Annotated in this window: 25 protein-coding genes and 1 pseudogene; 25 read left to right on the plus strand and 1 reads right to left on the minus strand. The window is 58.4% G+C overall.

The genetic code is table 11. From position 1 onward, the window contains the following. The first annotated feature begins 29 nt into the window (after positions 1 to 29). The 15 genes from P0N66_RS11865 (at position 30) to P0N66_RS11935 (ending at position 13788) form a co-directional block, all read left to right on the plus strand. Positions 30 to 2282: a CHASE2 domain-containing protein gene (locus tag P0N66_RS11865; protein ID WP_275805680.1), complete on the plus strand. Its 2253-nt coding sequence runs from the start codon at positions 30 to 32 to the stop codon at positions 2280 to 2282. 250 nt (positions 2283 to 2532) lie between these two features. Then, positions 2533 to 3852 carry a phosphoenolpyruvate mutase gene (aepX, locus tag P0N66_RS11870; protein WP_275805682.1) on the plus strand — a complete coding sequence of 440 codons (1320 nt, stop codon included), beginning with the start codon at positions 2533 to 2535 and terminating at the stop codon, positions 3850 to 3852. After that, positions 3849 to 4988: a phosphonopyruvate decarboxylase gene (gene aepY, locus P0N66_RS11875; RefSeq protein WP_275805684.1), complete on the plus strand. Its 1140-nt coding sequence runs from the start codon at positions 3849 to 3851 to the stop codon at positions 4986 to 4988. Before aepX ends, aepY begins: the two co-directional genes overlap by 4 nt. Then, complete coding sequence (locus P0N66_RS11880; RefSeq protein ID WP_275805686.1) at positions 4985 to 6166, plus strand: phosphonoacetaldehyde reductase; 1182 nt, start codon at positions 4985 to 4987, stop codon at positions 6164 to 6166. The genes aepY and P0N66_RS11880 overlap by 4 nt, the downstream gene beginning before the upstream one ends. Positions 6167 to 6253: 87 nt before the next feature. Next, a complete protein-coding gene (locus tag P0N66_RS11885; RefSeq protein WP_275805688.1) occupies positions 6254 to 7189 on the plus strand; it encodes a hypothetical protein in 936 nt (311 codons plus the stop codon). Beyond that, positions 7186 to 8160: an FkbM family methyltransferase gene (locus tag P0N66_RS11890; RefSeq protein ID WP_275805690.1), complete on the plus strand. Its 975-nt coding sequence runs from the start codon at positions 7186 to 7188 to the stop codon at positions 8158 to 8160. The genes P0N66_RS11885 and P0N66_RS11890 overlap by 4 nt, the downstream gene beginning before the upstream one ends. 122 nt (positions 8161 to 8282) lie before the next feature. After that, positions 8283 to 8636 (plus strand): four helix bundle protein, encoded by a 354-nt coding sequence (locus P0N66_RS11895; RefSeq protein WP_275805692.1) that lies wholly within the window; start codon positions 8283 to 8285, stop codon positions 8634 to 8636. 191 nt (positions 8637 to 8827) lie between these two features. After that, positions 8828 to 9064 (plus strand): AbrB/MazE/SpoVT family DNA-binding domain-containing protein, encoded by a 237-nt coding sequence (locus P0N66_RS11900; RefSeq protein WP_275805694.1) that lies wholly within the window; start codon positions 8828 to 8830, stop codon positions 9062 to 9064. Then, positions 9048 to 9446, plus strand: coding sequence for a type II toxin-antitoxin system VapC family toxin (locus P0N66_RS11905; RefSeq protein WP_275805696.1), 399 nt, complete (start codon positions 9048 to 9050; stop codon positions 9444 to 9446). Before P0N66_RS11900 ends, P0N66_RS11905 begins: the two co-directional genes overlap by 17 nt. A gap of 262 nt (positions 9447 to 9708) precedes the next feature. After that, on the plus strand, positions 9709 to 9948 hold the full coding sequence (locus tag P0N66_RS11910; protein ID WP_275805698.1) for an antitoxin: 240 nt from the start codon (positions 9709 to 9711) through the stop codon (positions 9946 to 9948). A gap of 1 nt (position 9949) precedes the next feature. Continuing rightward, complete coding sequence (locus P0N66_RS11915) at positions 9950 to 10357, plus strand: type II toxin-antitoxin system VapC family toxin (protein WP_275805700.1); 408 nt, start codon at positions 9950 to 9952, stop codon at positions 10355 to 10357. A gap of 276 nt (positions 10358 to 10633) precedes the next feature. Further along, complete coding sequence (gene abiEi / locus P0N66_RS11920) at positions 10634 to 11182, plus strand: type IV toxin-antitoxin system AbiEi family antitoxin (RefSeq protein ID WP_275805702.1); 549 nt, start codon at positions 10634 to 10636, stop codon at positions 11180 to 11182. Further along, positions 11169 to 12065 (plus strand): nucleotidyl transferase AbiEii/AbiGii toxin family protein, encoded by an 897-nt coding sequence (locus P0N66_RS11925; RefSeq protein WP_275805704.1) that lies wholly within the window; start codon positions 11169 to 11171, stop codon positions 12063 to 12065. Before abiEi ends, P0N66_RS11925 begins: the two co-directional genes overlap by 14 nt. 182 nt (positions 12066 to 12247) lie before the next feature. Then, positions 12248 to 12640 (plus strand): DUF4143 domain-containing protein, encoded by a 393-nt coding sequence (locus P0N66_RS11930; protein WP_275805706.1) that lies wholly within the window; start codon positions 12248 to 12250, stop codon positions 12638 to 12640. A 98-nt stretch (positions 12641 to 12738) separates the two neighbouring features. Then, positions 12739 to 13788: a Fic family protein gene (locus P0N66_RS11935; RefSeq protein ID WP_275805708.1), complete on the plus strand. Its 1050-nt coding sequence runs from the start codon at positions 12739 to 12741 to the stop codon at positions 13786 to 13788. Between the two features lie 66 nt (positions 13789 to 13854). Here the strand turns inward: P0N66_RS11935 and P0N66_RS11940 are convergent, their stop codons facing one another. After that, a complete protein-coding gene (locus tag P0N66_RS11940) occupies positions 13855 to 15015 on the minus strand; it encodes an ATP-binding protein (protein ID WP_275805710.1) in 1161 nt (386 codons plus the stop codon). Positions 15016 to 15403: 388 nt separating this feature from the next. Between P0N66_RS11940 and P0N66_RS11945 the strand changes: the two genes are divergently transcribed. The 10 genes and pseudogenes from P0N66_RS11945 (at position 15404) to P0N66_RS12935 (ending at position 21084) form a co-directional block, all read left to right on the plus strand. Beyond that, the gene (locus P0N66_RS11945) at positions 15404 to 15817 is read left to right on the plus strand and encodes a DUF4143 domain-containing protein (protein WP_275805712.1); all 414 of its coding nucleotides are present in this window, start codon (positions 15404 to 15406) and stop codon (positions 15815 to 15817) included. Between the two features lie 216 nt (positions 15818 to 16033). Further along, complete coding sequence (locus P0N66_RS11950) at positions 16034 to 16651, plus strand: AlbA family DNA-binding domain-containing protein (protein WP_275805714.1); 618 nt, start codon at positions 16034 to 16036, stop codon at positions 16649 to 16651. After that, positions 16576 to 16908 (plus strand): IS66 family insertion sequence element accessory protein TnpA, encoded by a 333-nt coding sequence (gene tnpA / locus P0N66_RS11955; RefSeq protein ID WP_275805716.1) that lies wholly within the window; start codon positions 16576 to 16578, stop codon positions 16906 to 16908. Before P0N66_RS11950 ends, tnpA begins: the two co-directional genes overlap by 76 nt. Further along, on the plus strand, positions 16905 to 17258 hold the full coding sequence (gene tnpB / locus P0N66_RS11960; protein ID WP_275805717.1) for an IS66 family insertion sequence element accessory protein TnpB: 354 nt from the start codon (positions 16905 to 16907) through the stop codon (positions 17256 to 17258). The genes tnpA and tnpB overlap by 4 nt, the downstream gene beginning before the upstream one ends. Before the next feature lie 36 nt (positions 17259 to 17294). Next, a complete protein-coding gene (tnpC, locus tag P0N66_RS11965; RefSeq protein ID WP_275805719.1) occupies positions 17295 to 18866 on the plus strand; it encodes an IS66 family transposase in 1572 nt (523 codons plus the stop codon). Between the two features lie 50 nt (positions 18867 to 18916). Further along, on the plus strand, positions 18917 to 19942 hold the full coding sequence (locus tag P0N66_RS11970; RefSeq protein ID WP_275805721.1) for a Fic family protein: 1026 nt from the start codon (positions 18917 to 18919) through the stop codon (positions 19940 to 19942). A gap of 86 nt (positions 19943 to 20028) precedes the next feature. Next, positions 20029 to 20379, plus strand: a complete 351-nt coding sequence (locus P0N66_RS11975) for a DUF4143 domain-containing protein (protein WP_489667347.1) — start codon at positions 20029 to 20031, stop codon at positions 20377 to 20379. 205 nt (positions 20380 to 20584) lie between these two features. Beyond that, a pseudogene (locus P0N66_RS12930) lies at positions 20585 to 20659 on the plus strand (type II toxin-antitoxin system RelE/ParE family toxin); the annotation flags it as partial. Positions 20660 to 20664: 5 nt separating this feature from the next. Then, the gene (locus tag P0N66_RS11985; protein WP_275805723.1) at positions 20665 to 20967 is read left to right on the plus strand and encodes a helix-turn-helix domain-containing protein; all 303 of its coding nucleotides are present in this window, start codon (positions 20665 to 20667) and stop codon (positions 20965 to 20967) included. A 21-nt stretch (positions 20968 to 20988) separates the two neighbouring features. Next, positions 20989 to 21084, plus strand: coding sequence for a hypothetical protein (locus P0N66_RS12935; RefSeq protein ID WP_431190046.1), 96 nt, complete (start codon positions 20989 to 20991; stop codon positions 21082 to 21084). Positions 21085 to 21200: the final 116 nt, after the last annotated feature.

A 21200-nucleotide genomic window follows, 5' to 3' on the forward strand; every position in this document is an offset into this window, starting at 1 on the left:
GGCCGACCGGTGACCGGGGCGGGTGGCTGATGGCCCGGTTCCGCTCCCTGTTGCGCCCCACCCCCTTCAAGATCGGCTGCCTGGTTATCCTGGCGGCCGTCGCTTTTTTCTATTCCTTCGGCACCGAAAAGCCCCGGCTGCTGGAGGCCCTGGACCAGCGGGTGGTGGACACCATGTTCCACTGGCGCGGGGCGGTACCCGCCGGCGACCGGGTGATCATCGTCGATCTTGACGAACGCAGCCTGCGCGAGGTGGGGCAATGGCCCTGGCCCCGCCACCAGGTGGCGCAAATGCTTACCAATATCGGGGCCGGCGGGGCGGTGGCCATCGGGCTGGATATGGTCTTTGCCGAACCGGACCGCACCTCGCCGGCCACCCTGCTGCACGACCTGGCCGACCGCCACCCCCGGGCCCTGGCCGACTCCCCCCTGCAGCAACTGCTGACCGCCGGCGAACTCGACCACGACCAGGTTCTGGGCGAAACCCTGGCTGCCTGGCCGTCGGTACTGGGCTACGTTTTTGAACGCCGGGACGATGGCCTGAAAGACCCCCACCAGGCCCCGTTCCCCGCCGCCCGTATCCAACTGGCTCCCCCGGAACTGAGTTTCACCGACCTGCAACTGATCGCCGCCTACCGCCCCATCCTCAATGTGCCGGAGGTTTCCCTGGCCCTGAGCGAAGGCTTTTTCAACGTCTTCCCCGATGTCGACGGCACCGTCCGCCGGGTGCCGCTGCTGATGAGCATGGACGGTATCCCATATCCCTCCCTGGCCCTGGAACTGGCCCGCCTCGGGCTGGGCGAGGAAACCCTGACCATCCATGCCGAAGAGCTCACCTACGGCGAACGGCGCCATGCCCTGCTGGGAGTGTCAGTGGGGCCGCGCTACATCCCCACCGATGAACAGGGCCAGCTCAGCGCCAACTTCCGGGGGCCGCCCTACACCTTCACCTACGTTTCGGCGGTGGATGCCCTGGAGAACCGCCGGCCGGAGATCTTCCAAAATAAAATCGTCATCGTCGGCACCTCCGCCGCCGGCCTCTCGGACCTGCGCGCCACCCCTTTTTCCGAGGTCTTCCCCGGGGTCGAAGTACACGCCACGGTGGTGGACAACATCCTGGCCGGCGACCCCCTGGTGCACGACATCTACACCGAAATCGGCCTTACCCACGCCACCGTCATCGGCGGCGGCCTGCTGCTTACCTTCCTGCTGGTCTACAGCGGCCCGCTGGCCGGCGGCCTGGCCGCCCTGGGGCTGATCATCGCCGCAGTGGCCGGCAACTACTACTTCTTTTTCCTGCAAAACCAGGTGGTGGGGCTGGTCTACCCGCTGGCCACCCTGGTGCTGATCTTCATGGTGGTCACCCTGAGCAACTATTTCTTTGAAGGCCGCCAGAAACGCTTCATCAGCAAGGCCTTCAGCCAGTACGTGCCGCCGGAGCTGGTTAAGGAAATGGCACTCCGGCCCGACGACCTGGCCCTGGGCGGCGAAAGCCGTGAGATGACGGTGCTTTTTTCCGATGTGCGGGGCTTTACCGCCATCTCCGAAAACCTGGAAGCCACCGAGCTGTCGCGGCTGATGAACGACATGCTCACTCCCCTTACCCGCATTATCCACCAGCACCGGGGCACCATCGACAAGTACATGGGCGATGCCATCATGGCCTTTTGGGGCGCGCCGCTGCACGATGCCGACCACGCCCGCCACGGCCTGCAGGCGGCCCTGGATATGGTGGCGGTGATGCCGGCCATCCGGGAAAAATTCCAAGCCCGGGGCTGGCCGGCCATCCACATCGGGGTGGGGCTCAGCAGCGGCCCCATGAACGTCGGCAATATGGGCTCGGAATTCCGCATGGCCTATACCGTGATGGGTGATGCCGTCAACCTGGGCGCCCGCCTGGAGGGGCTGACCAAGCTCTACGGGGTTCCGATTGTCATCAGCCGCCACACCCGTGACCTGGTCCCCGACTATGCCTGCCGCGAGCTGGACCTGGTGCGGGTAAGCGGCAAGGCCCGGCCGGTGGCCATCTTCGAACCCCTGGGCCCGGCCGCCGAACTTGACCCCGCCACCACCGCCGCCCTTGCCCAATACCACCAGGCCTTAAACCTCTACCGCCAGGGCCAGTTCACCGCCGCCGCCCAACAGTTCGAAGAACTCCACCAGGCCGACCCCAAACGCCTGCTCTACTGCCTCTACCGCGACCGCTGCCGCCGCTTCCACCAGCACCCCCCACCCCCGGACTGGGACGGCGTCTTCACCCACGGCAAAGGGGTCAAGTCTTGACATGACAGTCTGCCTCAGCAAAGGGGCAAAGGGGTCAAGTCTTGACATGACAGTTTGCCTCAAAACTGTCATGTCAAGACTTGACCCCTTTTTCTTTCTTGATATTCCGTTGATTATCCATTAATAAGCAAGGTTGCACCGTTCGGCCGGTGAACAAATATGCTCACCCGAATGGCGGTAGCCTGCCCGGAGTTAGACAACGCAACAGGGGACAGATTTGAATTTGTCCTCGCCCGCAAATGGAGAACAGATGAGCGACCAAACAAAACCCCTGGTATACGTCGGGATGAGTGCCGACCTGGTGCACCCCGGTCATTTGAATATTCTGCGTGAGGCCCGCAAGCTGGGCCGGGTGGTGGTGGGTCTTCTCACCGACCAGGCCATCGCCAGCTACAAACGGCTGCCGCACATGACCTTCGAGCAGCGCAAAGAAGTGGTTTTCAACCTCAAGGGGGTCGATGAGGTCATCGCCCAGGAAACCCTGGACTATGTCCCCAACCTGCGGCTGGTCCGCCCGGACTTCGTGGTCCACGGCGACGACTGGCGGCAGGGGGTCCAGAAACAGACCCGCCAGCGGGTCGTCGACGCCCTGGCCGAATGGGGCGGCGAGCTGGTGGAGGTGCCCTACACCCCGGATATTTCCTCGACCCAGCTCAACAAAAGCGTCAAATGTTATGGCACCACTCCCGGCCAGCGCCTGGGCACCCTGCGCCGGCTGATCGACGCCAAGCCCATGGTTCGCCTCATGGAGGCCCACAACGGACTAACCGGCCTGATCGTGGAAAATCTTTTTGAGCAGCGGGAAGGCAGCCGCCTGGAATTCGACGGCATGTGGCTTTCCAGCCTTACCGACTCCACCGCCAAGGGCAAGCCGGATACCGAAGCGGTCGACGTCACCTCCCGGATGCGCACCCTGAGCGACATCGTTGAGGTCACCACCAAGCCCATCCTCTACGACGCCGACACCGGCGGCCGCCCGGAACATTTCGCCTTCACCGTCCGCACCCTGGAGCGTTTCGGGGTCTCCGGCGCGGTGATCGAAGACAAAATCGGCCCCAAACGCAACTCTCTGTTCGGGGCCGGAGTAGGGCAGGTGCAGGCCACCGTGGAGGAGATGGCGGAAAAGATTCAGGTCGGCAATCGGGCCAAGATCACCAGCAGCTTCATGATCGTCGCCCGCATTGAAAGCCTGATCCTGGAGCAGGGCCAGGAAGACGCCCTGCGCCGGGCCCGGGCCTACATCGAAGCCGGGGCCGACGCCATCATGATCCACAGTCGGAAAAAAACCGTGGATGAAATTGCCGAATTTTGCTCCGAGTACCAGAAATTCAAAAAACGGGTCCCCCTGGTGGCCGTACCTTCCAGCTATAACCACGTTTATGACCACGAACTGCAACAGATGGGGGTGGACGTGGTGATCTACGCCAACCACCTGCTGCGCAGCGCCTACCCGGCCATGCTGGAAACCGCTCGCAGCATTCTCTTAAACGGACGTTCCAAGGAGGTGGACGACAACCTGCTGTCCATCAAAGACATCCTCACCTTGATTCCGGAGGGCGACTGGTTATGATTTCACCCCAGGCCTTTCACCAGGCCCTGGCCGCCGCCGGGGTAAACTTCGTAACCGGGGTGCCGGATTCCCTGCTTAAAGAATTCTGCGCCTACATCGACGCCGCCCTGCCGCCAGCCCAGCATCTGATCGCCGCCAACGAAGGCGCCGCCGTGGGCATTGCCGCCGGGGTGCACCTGGCCACCGGCGGGGTGCCGCTGGTGTACATGCAGAACTCCGGCCTGGGCAACGCCGTCAACCCCCTGCTGTCGCTGGCGGACCCGGAAGTGTACGGCATTCCCCTGGTGCTGCTTATCGGCTGGCGGGGGGAACCGGGGGTTAAGGACGAGCCCCAGCACGTCCAGCAGGGCCGGGTGTCGCCGGCCATGCTGGAGGCCATGGAGATTCCATACCAGGTATTGAGCGCCGACTCCGCCGCCGTTCCCGACCTGGCGCAAGACCTGGTGAACAAAGCCAGGGAACGCAGCGGCCCCGTGGCCATCCTGGTGCGCAAGAAAACCTTTGCCCCGGCCGAGGCCAGGCGCCCGGCCAAAACCCCCGCCGCTGAACTGCTGCGCCGGGAAGAGGCGGTGGAAGCGGTCACCGCCGCTCTGCCGGCCGCCGCCACCGTGGTGGCCACCACCGGCCATATCTCGCGGGAACTCTACGAACAGCGCCTCCGAGCCAACCAGGACCGGGCGGGAGATTTCCTTACCGTGGGTTCCATGGGCCATTCCTCCCAAATAGCCCTGGGCCTGGCCCTGGCCGACGACCGGCAACCGGTGGTCTGCCTGGACGGTGACGGCGCCGCCTTGATGCACCTGGGCGGCCTGGCCACCATCGGCGCCGGCGGCAATTTGAACTACCTGCATGTGGTGCTCAACAACGGCGAGCACGGCTCGGTGGGCGGCCAGCCGACGGTGGCTATGGAGATCAGCCTTACCGGCATTGCCCGAGCCTGCGGCTACCGGTCAGTGGCAGGGCCACTGACCGCGGCGGAAGAAATCAGCCGGGCAGTAACCGACCTGCTGGCCCAGCCCGGCCCCAATTTCCTGGAAATTCAAGTCCGGTCCGCCCCCCGGGCGGACCTGGGCCGGCCCAAGGAAAGCCCGGCGGAAAACAAGCAAATATTCACCCAGCGCCTGCGCCGCCCATGAATTTACCGACCATCACCAAACCTTGCCAGCTTGCCCCCCAGTGGCATTTCCACAACCCAGTACGGGTGCACTTCGGCCGTAATTGCCGCCGCCGGGCGGCGGCGGAGCTGGCCGCCACCCGTTGCCTGATCGTAACCACCCAGCGGGGCCGCCGCCAACTGAGCGACGACCCCTGGCTGGGCCCATTGGCCGCCAACCCGGATCATCTCTGGGTGGACGGCATCAGCGAAAACCCGGATGTTTTCTACCTGCAGGGTGAAATCGACCGCCTGGCCGGGCAAAGCTTCGACGCCGTGCTGGCCTTCGGCGGCGGCAGCCCCCTGGATGCCGCCAAGGCTCTGGCCCTGGCGCTTGCCGAGCAGTGTTCCGGCTGCCAACTGCGAGACCTGCTGGCCGACCCAACCCTCTATCGACAGGCCCGCCCCCAGCCGTTGTATGCCATTCCCACCACCGCCGGCACCGGCAGCGAAGTAACCCCCTATGCCACGATTTGGGACCACCAGGCCAAGCAAAAACATTCCCTGGCCGGCCCGGCGGTGTTCCCCCACGCCGCCTTTGTCGACCCGGCCCTTACCGATACCCTGCCCGCCGCCATCACCCTTTCCACCGGCCTGGACGCCATCAACCAGGCGGCGGAGTCCATCTGGAACCAAAACGCCAACCCGGTAAGCCTGGATTACGCCATCCGAGCCCTGCAACTTGGCCTGCCGGCCCTGCCGCCACTGGCGGCTGCAACCGTGGGCGGTGGCGAAAATAACCGGGATAATCTGGCGCAGTGCAGCCTGCTGGCCGGCCTGGCCATCAGCCACACCCGCACCGCCCTGTGCCACTCCATTTCCTACCCGCTTACCGCCCACTTCGGCGTCCCCCACGGCCTGGCCTGCGCCTTTACCATGCCGGCGGTGCTCCGTTTCAGCCTCCAGGCCGAAGACGGCCGTTTCAGCGAAACCGCCCGAGCCCTGCTGGGCCACCGGGCAACTCCGGCCGACCTGGAGCAACTCTTCACCGCCCTCCACACCCAATTGCAAGTGGGCGCAAAAATAAAGGCACAAATCCCCAGCCTGCAGGCCCTGCTGGCCCTGCAAAAGGAAATGATCACCCCGGACCGCGCCGGCAACATCCTGGCCCCCCTGGAGCCAACCACCCTGGAGCGCATCCTTACCGAGTCGTGGCAGTAAAAGAGGTCTTTCGCCTTTACTTAGCGTTCTTAATTTGCTATTAATTCCAACTTTGCAAGCGCATCTAGCCCCACGAAGGAGAAAGATATGTATCTTATTGTAGGTTCCACCCCGGCTAGCGACTGGGAGCGGGTGCTGCCGCTGCTGACCAGGGCTGGTTGTGCCGTGCCGGCAATGGTCGGATCGTCTTTGGAGCAGGCCTGCGCCGAACTGCTGGGCAACCCTGTTGCTGCCCCCACCGTGCTGGCAACGGGCGATAACGCCGCCGCTCAGCATCTGGACCTGGCGGAAAAGGAATTTGCCGCCGCCCGCCTGCTGCTTTTTCACTCCCGCCCGGAACCGGCCCTGGTACAGGCGATGGACGATAATCGCGAACCTCGGGAAGCTTTGGAAAAATGGCAGCAGGCAGCGGAGCAACTGCTGCAGGTCCACAAGCACAACCGAAAACGAACTTCCCTGATCGACATTGATTGCGCGTTGGCCGCCCCCGAACTTTTCATGCGGGCCTGCCACGATCATCTCGGCCTTAAAAAGACATCCCCACCGAATGACCACCAACCAACCGGGGAAAACACCGATTCAAACGATCTTCATCACCTGATCGCCGCCCAGATGGTGGCCCAGTCTCCACGAATCGGCGAGTTGATCGCCGAACTGGAGGCCAGCTCGCTGCCGCTGGCCGAACCGGCCACCCCAACCGTCGATTGCGAAAAAATATACCAGGATTACCGGAACCTAAAGCAGCAGCTCGAAGAGGAAAACGAACTCCTTTTGCTGCAGTTGCACCAGGTTCAGGAAGAGCTGGAAAGCTATTATCTGCAACTGCAGTCCGAACAGAAGAAGCACCGGCAGGCCAAAACCGAACTTGCCGCCCTGAAAAAGGATAAAAAAACGCTGCAGAAAGATTTGAAAAGCCAAAAAGCACGCTACGACAGAGTAAAAAAATCCACCTCCTGGAAAATAACCAGCCCCCTGCGAAAGGCGGTTAAGTTATTAAAGCCGGCCAGGAAAACATCATCATGAACCGGATGCGCCAAAAAACAACCGGCCACGGCCCCGCTGTCATCATCCACCTCGGCGCCGGACAGGGGCATGAGTTGGACAACTACCTCTCCCTCCGCCCCGAAAAAATCGTCCTGGTGGAAGCCGAACCGTCGGCCGTCCGCGCCCTTGAGCGCCGCACGGCCTCCCTGGCCCAGGTCGAAGTCTTGCCGGTGGCGGTTGCGGCGACCTCCGGCAAGGCCGTGCTGAAAGGGTTTAACCTGCCCCGGTTTAACAGCCTGCGCACCCCGAGCGGTATTACGGAACTGTTTCCCGGCCTGCGGCTACACAAGGACTTCGAAGTGAACGCGCTGACCACCCCGGACCTGATCAATAAAATCGGCCCAACCGCGGAGCAGGAAAACTGGCTGGTTATTGATGTTCCCGGCGAAGAAGCCGAGGTTCTCGAGGCCCTGCAGCAGGCGGGCAGGCTTCATCTCTTCGACCGGATCGTGCTCCATTGCGGCAAGGTGGCGTTGTACGAGGGTGGGCGGGATGCCGAGCTGCTGCTCCGGCTTCTGGATGATAACGGTTTCGAGGTGGTGAGCTGTGAGGCCGAGATGGACCCGGACCGCCCCTGCTGGGTGTTGCAAAAAAATCTTCTCAAAATCGAAAACCGGGAGCTGCGATCTCAGCTTGAGCAACTGAAGCAGGCCAAGGCGGAACAGGCCAAGCTGGCGGCCGAGCGCCAGGCCAAGCTCAATGAGTTGATCAAGTCCCGCGACGAGCAGAGCCATCACGTGTCGGAACTCAAGACACAACTGGATCAAGCCACCCAGGCCAAGGCGGAACAGGCCAAGCTGGCGAGCGAGCGTCAGAATAGGATTAAACAACTGGAATCGACCTTGGCGGAATTTGAATCCCGCCAGGGCCTGCTGGCCGAAGAGATGGCCCGGGCCGAAGGCCAGATCGACCTGATCAAGGATGTCTTGTTGCGCGATCCGGGATTATGATGGAATTGGCATAAAATGGTGTCTGACCTTGTTTGTTTTCAAGGGGCAAGGGGCAAGGGGCAAGGGGCAAGGGGCTAGGGGCTAGCAGGGGTGAGGGGCTATGATTGGTGGTTGGGGGGGGGATGCGATTTGAGGATCTGGAGGTTTGGAAGCGGTCGGCGCGGTTGAGTGCGGAGATATACAAAACGCTGGCCGAGTTGCGGGACTTTGGCTATCGGGATCAGATCACTCGGGCCGGATTATCGATACCATCCAATATCGCTGAAGGATACGAACGGGATGGCAACAAAGAAATCGCCAACTTCCTCAACTACGCCAAGGGCTCGGCAGGAGAACTGCGAACACAAACCTACATCGGCATAGAAATCGGCTACATCCCCAAAGACACCGGTCGCAAATGGCTCACCGAAGCAGAGGAAATCTCCCGCATGCTCCACGCCCTAATAAAAACCATCCGCACCAGAACAAAACCATAAACAAACCCCTCACCCCTTGCCCCTAGCCCCTTGCCCCTTGAACCTCAAAATTGGTGTCTGACCCCAATTCCCCCCCCTTGAACCTTGCCCCTTGCCCCTTACCGCCGGCCGTCAAAATCACGGCTTGACGCATATTTTATTTTGCATTACCGTTCGTATATGTAATGCAAAATAAGAAAGGAGGTTTTCCCGTGTCATTCTCGGTAACTATTACAGCTAAAGGGCAGATCACCATTCCCAGTAAGATCCGAAAATTTCTTGACTCCCGCATCGTGGAGATTGATGTGGTGGACGGCGAGGTTCGGATCAAACCGGTACGGAGCGTGGCGGGCGTCCTTGCCGACCATGCCAAGGGCAGGGAAGCGAAACCCCTGCATGAAATCCGGGAAAAGGTGTGGGAGGAGGTTGCCCGTGACCGGAAAGGCTGATTCTCTGCCCGACACCAATGTAGTGCTTCGCTATCTCTTGCGAGATGATCCGGAGCAGTTTGCCAAAGTCGAAACATTCTTTGAAGAAGTTCGCACCGGCACCCGGCGGGCTCTCTTCATGGAAGGGGTGCTGCTGGAATGCCTTTATGTGCTGACAAAATACTATCAGGTGCCCCGCCAGGAGGCTGCCCGGGCTTTGTCCGATCTTCTTCTCTACAAGGGAATCGTAAACCCGAACAAGGCGATCCTGGCTGACGGGCTAAACTATTTTGCCACCAGCAACCTTGATCCGGTGGATTGCTTCCTCCTTGCCAAGTCCAGAATCGACAAATTGCCCATTTTCTCCTTTGATAAGGCGCTCAACAAGGCTTCCCGCAAGTGATTCAGAGATCCAGAGATCATCCCACCGCGGCCTTGGTTATCTCGCGGCCGGAAATCCCTGCGCTAGTAACCAATTTGCGCTCGGTCCTCGAAGATTTAAAGAGTTTCACCCCTAGCCCCTAGCCCCTAGCCCCTTGAACCTTGAACCTCAAACCTTGAACCTCAAACCTTGCCCCTTGCAATTCCCCCCCCTTGCCGAAAATTTGTTGCCGTGCTAGCATATCAGCATATGCCAAGACATATACAATGTTTGGGAGGAGATTATGCAGACTGAAAGACATGTGCGACTTTTTAAAAATGGGCGTAATCAGGCGGTACGGATTCCCCGGGAGTATGAACTGCCTGGCGATGAAGCGGTGATCCGCCGGGAAGGCAACAGGCTGATCATTGAAGCGGTGCAGCGCCGTTCCCTGCTGGCGACTCTGGCCGATTGGGAGCCCCTGGCCGAAGATTTCCCCGATGTAGATGAAGCGCTGCCGCCTCTTGATGACATTGAGTTGTAAGATGGACGGTTTTGTTTACCTGCTGGATACCAATATCATTTCCGATCTGATCCGGAACCCGGCCGGCAAAGTGGCGCAGCAAATTGCCGCAAAGGGAGAAAGGGCCGTCTGCACCAGCATTGTGGTTGCCTGTGAGTTGCGCTTTGGGGCTCGCAAGAAGGGATCTGCGATTATTGCGGCCAGAGTGGAAGAGATCCTTGCCGTCATCGAAGTTCTGGCGCTGGATGCTGGTGCTGATCGCCATTACGCCGAGATTCGTGCGGAACTGGAAGCGCACGGTACCCCCATCGGCCCCAATGATCTACTGATCGCTTCCCACGCCCTTTCCTGCGGACTGACAGTGGTTACCGCCAACATCATCGAATTTTCAAGAATTACCAACCTCTCTACAGAGAACTGGCTGAAGTGAAGAAACCCAGGAAATTGGCAGTAAATTGGTAACCCCAATTTACTGCGCTGCTACCATCACCCCTAACCCCTAACCCCCAGCCCCCAGCCCCCAGCCCCCAGCCCCCAGCCCCTTGAACCTTGCCCCTTGCCCCTTGCCCCTCAACCCTTGCCCCTTAAACCTTACCCTAGTGGATTTCGGCTAAGCCCTGTTCAACACCGCCGATGTTGACAGTCTGATTTTTTTGGTATACATAAAGTTATATTAACCGTAACCTTATGTGGACCATGGTGGCCTATGCAGCCGATTAAACAACTGGCAAAGATTCTTGCTGGACTGGCGGATGATGAACATTACCTGTTTTCCCTTGCCGACCTGAAGGGTGCAATGCCCGAACAAAGTCAGGGTGGATTCAAGGCGCTGGTATGCAGAGGGGTAAAGGATGGCTTGCTTAAGCGTATCTGCCGCGGGTTATACCTGTATCCGTCGGTTGACTATGCCGGTGGATTGGTGCTTTTTCACGCGGCGGCGAGATTGCGGGCCGATGCGTTTAATTATATCAGCCTAGAGACGGCGCTCAGCGATGCCGGGGTGATTTCTCAGATTCCTATAAACTGGATCACCTTGATGTCTTCCGGTCGCAGTCACATTGTAAATTGTGGTGAATTCGGTCGTATTGAGTTTGTTCACACCAAGAAGCGGCCGGAGAATTTGACGGATCACCTGATCTACGACTCCCGTTGTCGTTTGTGGCGTGCATCCGTTGCCTTGGCAATAAAGGATATGCGGGCCACCAAACGGAGTACCGATTTAATTGATTGGAATGCAGCCAATGAACTTGTTTGATCAACTCGTCCTTCAGGCAATGAAAAATAAGGCTGAGCTTGCGCCGTTGCGTATGGTGGTTGAGAAAGAGCTTCTTCATCACGATATCATTCGCGAAATGAGTGTAGCCGGCCTTCTCGATTCCCTGACCTTTATCGGTGGGACTTGCCTGCGGGCCTGTTATGGTTCTAATCGGTTGAGTGAGGATTTAGATTTTACGGGGGGAAAAAACTTTAACCGGAAGACGCTGAGCGATTTGGCTGCTATTCTTGTTGACAGGCTGGAAGCGAAATATGGTTTGCATGTTACGGTGGGTGAGCCGAAGAAAGATACCGGGAATGTCGATACCTGGAAGATGAACGTTGTCACCAGGCCGGAACAAAAATCGCTGCCTTCCCAAAGAATAAATATCGATATATGTACCCTGCCCAGCCATGATAGGCGCCCTATGATGTTGCGCAACCATTACGGTGTCGAGATGGGAACCTCGGGCCTGATCATTCAGGCGCAAAGCCGGGAAGAAATCCTGGCTGATAAACTTGTTGCCCTGGCCTTACGAGCAAACCGGCTTAAAAATCGTGATCTTTGGGATATTGTCTGGCTGAAGCAGCAAGGTATTGATCTGCCGCTTGGTTTGATCCCGAAAAAGATTCTGGATCGTCATCGGAGTACGGCAGAATTTCTGGATTTGCTGAATGAGCGTAAGTCCAAATTGCAGATGAATGCAGTGCTCCGCACTGATTTTATTCAAGAAATGAGACGATTCCTGCCTGCGCGCATCGTGGCGGAAACGATTGAGAATGAAGAGTTCTGGTCTTATCTGACCAGTGTTGTCTGCGCGGAATGTGAACAGGTGGCGCAGTCACTCGGGAACGTTTTTGAACCGCCCAGGTTTAAGATGTAGGCCCGGGCTGGGCCAAGGTTTGGCGGCAGCCCCCAGCCCCTTGAACCTTGCCCCTTGAAACTTGAACCTCACCCCTTGCCCCTTGCCCCTTGCAACTTGAACCCTGAACCTGCCCCACCCCTTGCCCCTTGCCCCTTGCCCCTTGCCCCTTGAACCTTGAACCTTGAACCACCGGCGCGGTGGTGATCGAAGGGCCGAAAGCTTGCGGTAAGACGGCAACGGCCCGGAATCTGGCCGCCAGTGAAGTGCTCAAGGACATTAATCTGCTGGGTTTTTTATTTGAATCGCTGGTCATTCGTGACCTGCGGGTTTACGCCCAGGCCATGGATGCCGATGTCTTGCAATATCTTGATAACACGGGGCTGGAGGTGGATGCGGTGGTTCAGTGCGCCGATGGCCGTTGGGGTGCGTTTGAAATAAAACTGGGAGCAGGGATGGTGGCGCAAGGCGCGGCCTCTTTGTTGAAATTTGCGGGCCGCGTTGACACCGCCAGGTGCGGTTCCCCATCGCGGCCGGAAGCACCAACGAGCCTTTTTACCTCATGGAGGACAAAGGCCTCATCGAGCTCGAACTGACGGAGGCCATGGTCAAAGCCGTAGGTTAACTTACTAAAACAATTCCGTCCCCTTGTCCAGAGCTTGCAATTGGGTGTAAATGGGGGTAGCATTGGCGCATGTTGCGTACCGACTCCCTCCAGATTACTCCGGAAATCCTGAGCATCATCGCCGGGATCGACGAGTTTAAAGGCGCCTGGCGCGCCCTGGGCACGCTTGCTCCCGACCGGCTGTCGGCCCTGCGACGGGTGGCCACCATCGAGAGCATCGGTTCGTCCACCCGCATCGAGGGCAGCAAACTCTCCGACCGGGAAGTTGCCCGCCTGTTGGCTAACCTGGAGATCAAATCCTTCACCAGCCGTGACGAGCAAGAAGTGGCCGGTTATGCCGAACTGATGGACCTGGTGTTTTCATCCTGGCAGGAGATCCCGTTCACCGAGAACCACATCAAGCAGTTGCACCAGATCCTTCTGCGTTACAGCGAGAAGGACACCCGACACCGCGGCAGCTACAAGACCCACCCTAACAGCGTCGCCGCCTTCGACGAGAACGGCGCGCAAATCGGCATCGTGTTCCAGACCGCCACCCCATTCGACACACCCCGGCTGATGGCGGAGCTGGTGGAGTGGGTGAACCGTGAGCGCGAGACGGCCCGGCTCCATCCGCTGCTGGTCATCGCCCTGGTCGTCGTCGTGTTTCTGGCGATCCATCCCTTTCAGGACGGCAATGGTCGGCTCTCCCGCGTGCTGACCACCCTTCTGCTCCTGCAGGCCGGCTATGCCTACGTTCCCTACAGCTCGTTGGAAAGCGTGGTTGAACAAAGCAAGGAAGACTACTACCTGGCGCTGCGGCAGACGCAAGGCACGATCCGCACGGATTCCCCGAACTGGCAGCCGTGGCTGGTCTTCTTCCTGCGCTCTCTGGCTGAGCAGGTGCGGCGACTGGAGAAGAAGATCGAGCGCGAGAAGATCGTGCTGGCAACCATGCCTGAACTGCGGCTACAGATCGTCGAGTTCGCCCGCGAGCACGGCCGCGTCACCATGGGCGAGGCTATTAAGCTGACCGGGGCCGGCCGCAACACACTCAAACAGCATTTCCGGGCGCTGGTCGAACAAGGCACGCTGAACCAGCACGGCAGTGGCCGTGGAGTTTGGTACGACCTGCGGTAAGAATGATGAACCGGTCGTCGACGATAAAGTCGCCCGGGTCATGGTAATGCACCTGGTGCACCTTTGTCATCCAACCCCGACGGAATCCACCCGCTCCCAACCGGTGACTTCGATTCCCTCCTGGGTTCGAGTTTCCTTGCCGCCGTACACGAGGAAGGATTTTTCCACCTCCCCGCTCAACTTGGTAAAATAGTGCAAGCCCTTGAAAAAGGAGGAATTGATCGTCTGCCCGGCCTTTATTTCGACAATACGCTGAGCAATCCCCTGGTCCAGCACCAGGTCCACCTCGTTTCCCTTGTTGTCCCGAAAGTAGTAAAGGTTATCCGTCTTTCCCCGGTTGAACCGGCTTTTTAAGAGTTCCGAAACCACAAAGGTTTCAAACAGCGCCCCCCGCAGCGGATGGGTCGGCAGCTGCTCTTCGCTTTGGATGCCCAGCAGGAAACAGGCAAGCCCGGTATCGAGAAAGTAGAGTTTGGGCGACTTGATCACTCTTTTATTGAAATTCCGGTAATAGGGCGGGAGCAGCTTGATCAGAAAACTGGCCTCCAGGATAGAGAGCCAACTTTTGACGGTATTGTGATTCACCCCGCAGTCGTTGCCCAGGGATGAGAGGTTGAGGATCTGGCCGGTACGACCGGCGCATAATTTCAAAAAAACCTCGAAACGGGAAAGATCCTTGATGTTGATCAACATCCTGAGATCCCGTTCCACATAGGTGCCGACATAAAAGGCGAGGGCCTCGGTGGGGTTCAGATCCTGGTCGTAAATCCTGGGATAGCCGCCTCGGTAAAGCAGTTGATCGAGGCTGGCGATCTTACCGGTTTTTCTGACTTCGGCAACTGAAAGGGGCAGCAGTCTGACCAGGGCGGTCCTGCCCGCCAAGGATTGGCTTACCGTATTGAGAAGCTCGAAATTCTGGCTGCCGGTAATGATGTACCTGCCTGCCTGGCGGATCTCGTCCACTTCGACCTGGATGTAGGAGAGCAGGTCCGGCCCCCTCTGAATCTCGTCGATGATCGCACCGTCCGGAAAACGGGCCAGGAACCCCTTCGGGTCCCGCTCCGCGAACCCCCGTTCATCGATGCTCTCCAGATTCACATATGCCCGGTCGGGAAAAAGCATCCGGCAGAGCGTCGTCTTGCCGGATTGCCGCGGCCCGGTAATGGTCACCACCGGGTACTGGGCCGCATACTGGACAATCTTTTCAGCAACTTCTCTTTCGATCATGGGATGTGCCTCAAGCACTGGTTCTGGTTATCGCTGAAATAGCGGGCGCTTCTCCCGGCATCAAGAGGGGTCATACCCCTTCTGGTACAAATTGTCAACGCAAGAAGCAATCAGTACCGGCCGCAACACGCTCAAACAGCATTTCCGGGCGCAGGTCGAACAAGGCACGCTGAACCAGAAATCTGAGCTGCGCCAACCTGTTGGTACTCACCTGGGATGAAGATGGCGAGATCAAGGAGCAAGAAAACAGTGTTAAACTCCTCCCCACCTGGAAGTGGCTAAGCCCACCCCCTTGAACCCTGCCCCTAGCCCCTTGAACCTCAAACCTTGAACCTCAAGCCTTGCCCCTTGCCCCTTGCCCCTTGAACCTTGAACCACCGGCGCGGTGGTGATCGAAGGGCCGAAAGCTTGCGGTAAGACGGCAACGGCCCGGAATCTGGCCGCCAGTGAAGTGCTCAAGGACATTAATCTGCTGGTTTTTTTATTTGAATCGCTGGTCATTCGTGACCTGCGGGTTTACGCCCAGGCCATGGATGCCGAAGTCTTGCAATATCGTGATAACAAGGGGCTGGAGGTGGATGCGGTGGTTCAGTGCGCCGATGGCCGTTGGGGTGCGTTTGAAATAAAACTGGGAGCAGGGATGGTGGCGCAAGGCGCGGCCTCTTTGTTGAAATTTGCGGGCCGCGTTGACACCGCCAGGTGCGGTTCCCCATCGCTTTTGGCGGTAATCACCGGCACGGGTTATGGCTACTTGCGGAATGACGGCGTCATGGTGATCCCCGTCGGCGCCCTCAAACCGTAATCAGCCATAGATTCGGGCAAGTGGTCCGCTGCCGCGTACGTTATTCAGTGAGCCACCCAAACCCCACACCCCTCACCCCTCACCCCTCACCCCTCACCCCTTGAACCTTGAACCTTGCCCCTTGAACCTTGAACCTTGCCCCTTGAACCTTGCCCCTTGAACCTCAAACCTCATCCCTTGCCCCGCTGTGCTAAAAGGTGTATTACTCTTTTTCTTATGGAAACACGATTCGTTGAGCATAAAAAGTCGTTTGGCAAAGAGGTGATTATCTCTCTTGTGGCCTTTGCCAATACCGAGGGCGGCTCGGTGGTTGTTGGTGTTGATGACAGCGGCAAGCCCTGTGGTTTGGAAGTCGGGCCAGAAACCGTACAGCGCTACTTGAACGAGATCAAGGTCGCCACCTATCCCCAGCTTACGCCCAAGGCCCAGGTTGCGGAAAGAGACGGCAAGCAGATTGTCATCTTTGAAATCCCCGAGTTTCCGGTCAAGCCGGTTTCCTACAAAGGGCGTTATTATAAGCGGGTACATAACAGCAACCATCTGTTGACCCTGGATGAGATAGTGGATTTGCAGCAGCAGGCCCTCTCTTTATCCTTCGATGCCTATTCTTCTCTGGTTTCCCTGACCGATCTGGATACCGAGCTGATCGGTAAGCGCTCAATGAACCCCTTCTTTTTTTGTCTCCCCCGCCATGGCAATATCTCCCGCCGGTTGGCGGTCGGGATATCCTCGGCCGCACTTTGCCCGAGGAGGAGATCATGGACAAGAACGGCAGGGGGAGCAAGCGGCGTTTCTGGGTTGCCCACTTATCGGCTTGGGAGCGGAGCGGCCTGACCCAGACGGCGTATTGCCGGGAGTACGGCCTGAGCCGTCATGCCTTTGGCTGGTGGCGGCGCAAGTTCAGGGATCGGCCGGCGGCTGAGCTGCCGGTACTGGTCCAGGTACCAACCGTAGCCGGACCGAAAGTCACCGTTGGTGATTTTTCCGGGCTGCGGCTGCTGCTGCCCCGGGGGCTGGGCCTGGAAATCAACCGGGGATTCGATGTGGCGACCTTGTCCCGGGTGATAGCCAGCCTGGAGGTCGGCCGATGATCCCCGCCGATTTCGCGGTGCAGGTCTATCTGGCCCTGGGGGTGACCGACATGCGCAAGAGTATTGACGGCCTGGCGCTGCTGGTCTCGGAGCAACTGGGTTTGAATCCGCTCGGCGACGGGCTTTTCGCCTTCAGCAACCGCCGACGGACCATGGTCAAGATCCTCTACTGGGACCGTAATGGTTTTTGCCTGTGGCAGAAACGCCTGGAGAAGGAACGATTCCGCTGGCCCCGTTGCCGGGAGGAGGTCTTGGCCGTCGGCCGCCGTGAATTGGCCTGGTTGCTCGACGGGCTTGAACTGGAGCAGCAACGAGCCCATAAAAAGCTGGAATACAGCCGGATTTTTTAGGGTTTCAGGCGAGTATTTGCTTGACATTTCAGTAAGATGAGATACGTTGTCGGCATGACTTCGATCCCCGCCGACACCCCCGAATATGTCCAGCAGCTGATCGCCGAGCGCGATCTCCTGCGAGAGCAGGTTGATCTGCTGCTGGCCCAGGTCAAGCTGCTGCGAGCCCAGCTGTTTGGTCGCAAAAGCGAAAAGATGGCGGATATTTTGTCTCCGCAGCTGCCGCTTTTTGACGAACAGGCCGCAGCTGGTGACCAGGCCGAAGAGGCGTATGAGCCTGAAGTCCAGGTGGCGCCCCATAGCCGCCGCAAGAAGGGACGCAAGCCCCTGCCCGAGGATCTGCCCCGGGTGGAAGTGGTCCATGATGTTTCCGCCGAGGCCAAAACCTGCGCCTGCGGTGGCGAAAAGAGCCGGATCGGCGAGGATGTCTCCGAGCAGTTGGACATGATTCCGGCCAGGATGCAGGTAATCCGCCATATCCGCCCCAAGTACGCCTGCCGGCAGTGCGAAGGAGTCGAAGACCAAGGGCCGACCGTGGTCATCGCCCCAGCCCCGGAGCAGATGATCGCCAAAAGTATCGCCAGCCCCGGCCTGCTGGCCCACGTATTGACCGCCAAGTTTGCCGATGCCCTGCCTTTCTATCGCCAGGAAGGGCAGTTTGCCAGGCTGGGGGTGGAGATCGGCCGGGGTGTCATGTGCGGCTGGGCCATGAAGGTGGCCCGGCGTTGCGAGCCTCTGCTGGAGTTGATGCAGGAGGAGATTCGTTCCGGACCGGTGGTCAATGTTGACGAGACCACCGTTCAGGTGTTGGCCGAAATCGGCCGGGCCGCCAAAGCCAAGTCCTATATGTGGGTCTTTCGCGGCGGTGCACCCGAACGTCCGGCCCTGGTGTTCCAGTATCAGCCCACCCGGAGCGGTGATCCGGCCGCCGTTTTTCTCCGTGGCTACCGGGGCTGTGTCCAGACCGACGGCTATATCGGTTATGACTTCCTGGATCATCAGCCGGGGGTGATTCATGCCGGTTGCTGGGCCCATGCCCGGCGCAAGTTCAACGATGTCCTCAAGGCCGCCGGCAAGCCGGCCAAGCGGGAAGGCATTGCCGACGAGGCTTTGGGTTGGATCGGCAAATTGTACAAAATCGAGGCACACATGCGGGAGGCCGGACTTGATCAGGAGGCAATCTACCGGCAGCGGCAAGAGCAGGCGGTACCCTTGCTGGCTGATTTCCGGCAGTGGCTGCTGGCCCGGCAGCGGGAAGTCCCGCCCAGGAGTCTGCTGGGCAAGGCCATCGCCTATACCCTGAGCCAATGGAAAAGATTGCAACGATACGTTGAACATGGACTCCTGCGATTGGATAACAATTCGGCGGAAAACGCCATCCGGCCCTTTGTCGTGGGCCGGAAGAACTGGCTCTTCTCCGGCACCCCCCAAGGCGCCAAGGCCAGTGCCGCGATCTACAGCATTATCGAAACGGCCAAAGCCAACGGCCTGGAGCCCTACTGGTACCTGCGCGCCTTGTTTGAACGACTGCCGGCGGCCGGCACCAAGGCACAAATCAAGGCGCTGCTGCCCCAGTATATTGATCGTAACCTGGTAGTTGCCAGATGACTGGGGTTTGCTGAGCGCTTACCAACCATCTGTTGACCCTGGATGAGATAGTGGATTTGCAGCAGCAGGCCCTCTCTTTATCCTTCGATGCCTATTCTTCTCTGGTTTCCCTGACCGATCTGGATACCGAGCTGATCGAGCGGTTTTTCACCCGCGTGAATAGCAGGGGGAGAGTGACCCTTGCCGATGATTCGCGGACCAATCTTGTTAAACTGAAACTAATCCGCGACGGGAAGATCACCTTTGCCGCGGAGTTGCTGTTCGGGGCACCGGACTGCGCCATCCGCATCGGCCGGTTTAAGTCCGAAGCGACCATTATTGATGATAATGTCGTTCGGGCGCCGTTGCTTCTGGCCGTTGAGGAGGCGCTGACTTTTATCAAGAAACATGTCAACCTTTCCTATCACTTCGATGGCAGTTTGGAGCGCAAGGAGCGTTGGCAGTACCCCATGGAAGCGCTTCGTGAACTCTTGTTGAATGCGGTGGTGCACCGCGATTACAAGAGCCCCTCCGATATTGTTATCAAAATTTTCGATGATCGGATTGTTTTTACCAACCCGGGAAAGCTCTATGGCAAGTTGCGAATCGAGGATTTGCAGCGTAACGACTATGTGTCTTCGATAAGAAACCGCTTGCTGGCCGAGGCCTTTTTCCTGATGGGCGATATCGAGCGCTATGGAACCGGTTTTGTGCGCATTCGGGAGGCGTTGAGTTTATACCCGGAAATCGAGTTTAAGGTCGAGGAAATCGGCGATTTTTTTAAGGCCGAGTTGCGGCAGATCGGGTCGGTTACCCCCCCCATCACCCCCCATGTTGCCCCCCATCTTACCCCCCATGTTACCCCCCATGTTGAGAAATTATTGCTACTTTGTGATAAACCGGCTGGACGCGAAGAGTTGCAGGTGGACCTTGGAATAAAAGACAGAAAATATTTTTATGAGACCTACTTGAGGCCGGCCCTGAAAACAGGGTTGCTCGCATTAACCATTCCCGAAAAACCCAGAAGCAAGCTGCAAAAATATCAACTGACGGAGGCCGGTAGGCAATGGTTGATTGCCAGGGTAAAGAGTGAGTAGAGGGTGATGGGTTGAAATGCGGTGGTGATCGAAGGGCCGAAAGCTGCGGTAAGACGGCAACGGCCCGGAATCTGGCCGCCAGTGAAGTGCTCAAGGACATTAATCTGCTGGTTTTTTTATTTGAATCGCTGGTCATTCGTGACCTGCGGGTTTACGCCCAGGCCATATATGCCGATGTCTTGCAATATCGTGATAACACGGGGCTGGAGGTGGATGCGGTGGTTCAGTGCGCCGATGGCCGTTGGGGTGCGTTTGAAATAAAACTGGGAGCAGGGATGGTGGCGCAAGGCGCGGCCTCTTTGTTGAAATTTGCGGGCCGCGTTGACACCGCCAGGTGCGGTTCCCCATCGCTTTTGGCGGTAATCACCGGCACGGGTTATGGCTACTTGCGGAATGACGGCGTCATGGTGATCCCCGTTGGCGCCCTTAAACCGTAATCGGCGATAGATTCGGGCAAGTGGTCCGCTGCCGCGTACGTTATTCAGTGAGCCACCCAAACCCCTCAAACCTCACCCCTCACCCCTTGCCCCTTGAACCTTGAAACTTGCAACTTGCCCCTCACCCCTTGCCCCTCACCAAGCGGGCCGGGAGTAACCGTATTGGCAATTGATTTTATAGGTTAAAAGCTATATGGTATGCAATCGATTTTATGAAGTAATGATTCCAATGGCCGACCGTGAGTTCACGGCGCACCTGGAAAAATTGGAGAAGGAGTGACCGTTATGGCAAAGACTCTTGACCAGATGCTGACGGCAGAGAAACCAAAAGTTGTCGCCGAGGCTCGGGAAAAAGCGGCAGAGATGCTGCTGGGCATCCACCTGGCCGAATTGCGGGAGCACGTGAATAAAACTCAGGGGGAAGTCGCGCAGACGATTGGTGTTAAACAACCAACGGTGGCGGGTATGGAAAGGCTTGGTCGTGATTTGAAGCTCTCGACCCTCAAGCGCTATGTCGAGGCAACCGGTGGTAAGCTACGCATTGATGTCGAATTTTCTGATGGTACCCATCACGGATTTTCCGTCTAGTAAACCAAGTAAACCAGAAGAATGGCCAGCAGCCAGATCGCCAACAGATTGGGTGTCCACCAGAACACCGCCCTCAACCGTTTAAAGAAATTAAAGGAATTTGGACTTGCCCCTTGAACCTTGCCCCTTGAACCTTGCCCCTTGAAACTTGCCCCTCACCCCTTGCCCCTTCTTTCCCTTGACACCCCCCCAATCATAGGCTAAAAAACCCCCTCACCCGGCGTAACTCCGGC

Origin of the sequence: Desulfurivibrio dismutans (genome assembly GCF_029210385.1) — a bacterium.
GTDB classification, from domain to species: domain Bacteria; phylum Desulfobacterota; class Desulfobulbia; order Desulfobulbales; family Desulfurivibrionaceae; genus Desulfurivibrio; species Desulfurivibrio dismutans.